The sequence below is a fragment of the Streptomyces sp. AB3(2024) genome (genome assembly GCF_041862025.1).
Taxonomy (GTDB): Bacteria; Actinomycetota; Actinomycetes; order Streptomycetales; family Streptomycetaceae; genus Streptomyces.
Genome location: NZ_JBGWAB010000312.1, coordinates 1 through 1,129 on the forward strand (window position 1 = coordinate 1; position 1,129 = coordinate 1,129).

1 protein-coding gene is annotated in these 1,129 nt (G+C 67.4%); it reads left to right on the plus strand.

Translation table 11 applies throughout. From position 1 onward, the window contains the following. Positions 1–1,111: ISAzo13 family transposase (locus ACEPPI_RS40520; protein ID WP_373920241.1), on the plus strand; the 1,111-nt coding region annotated here is incomplete at its 5' end. Positions 1,112–1,129: the final 18 nt, after the last annotated feature.

A 1,129-nucleotide genomic window follows, 5' to 3' on the forward strand; every position in this document is an offset into this window, starting at 1 on the left:
AGCCCGCGGGCATCGGGATGCCGGCCAGCCGGTCATCAGCGTGGACACCAAGAAGAAGGAGCTCGTCGGCGAGTTCAGGAACGACGGCCGCCAGTGGCGCCCGGCCGGTGATCCGGTGCTGGTGAACATGCACGACTTCACCGACCCCCGGTTGGGAAAGGCGATCCCGTACGGGGTCTACGACCTGGCCGCGAACACCGGCTGGGTCAACGTCGGCACCGATCACGACACCGCCGCGTTCGCGGTGGAATCGATCCGCCGCTGGTGGCACGGCCAAGGCCAGGCTGTCTACCCGCAGGCGACGCGGCTGCTGATCACCGCCGACGCGGGCGGCTCCAACGGCTATCGCACCCGGGCCTGGAAGCTTGAGCTCGCCCGGTTCGCCGCTGAAACAGGACTGACGATCACCGTCTGCCACCTGCCGCCGGGCACATCGAAGTGGAACAAGATCGAGCACCGGCTCTTCTCCCACATCACCATGAACTGGCGCGGCCGCCCGCTGACCAGCCACGAAGTCATCGTCCAGTCCATCGCCGCAACCACCACCCTCACCGGACTGCGAGTGCGTGCCGAACTCGACACTGGCACCTACCCGACCGGGGTAGTGATCGCAGACACGGAGATGGCGGCTCTACCACTGACCCGCCACGGCTTCCACGGCGACTGGAACTACGTCCTGCACCCCCAGCCGGCCCCGGCCATCCCGGCGGCCCGAGCCCCACAGACAGCGATGCGGGAGTGGGACCAGGCCCTGCTGAGCGACCCCGCGCTGACCGGCATGTCCCCGCAGCAACTGATCGACCTCACACAGGCTCTGACCCCGGACAAGGGCGACCGGCGTGGCCGTCCGCCCCGGCTCGAATTCCCCGAACAGGTCCTGGCCACCGTCCTCCACCTGCACCTCGCGCTGGCCGCGGAACCCCTCGCCGTGCTCTTCGGCAGCAGTCGCACAGCCATGCACCGCACCCTGTTGAAGATCAGGAAACTGCTTGAAGCACACAGCATCCTCATCACACCGGCGACCACCCCACCCGCTGCCCTCGTGCCCCTCCAGGCTCGGGTCCTCGCCCAGAGCAGCGATCCCGAAAGCAAGATCGAGACAACGTGTTAATGATCTGCAAGCCCTTAG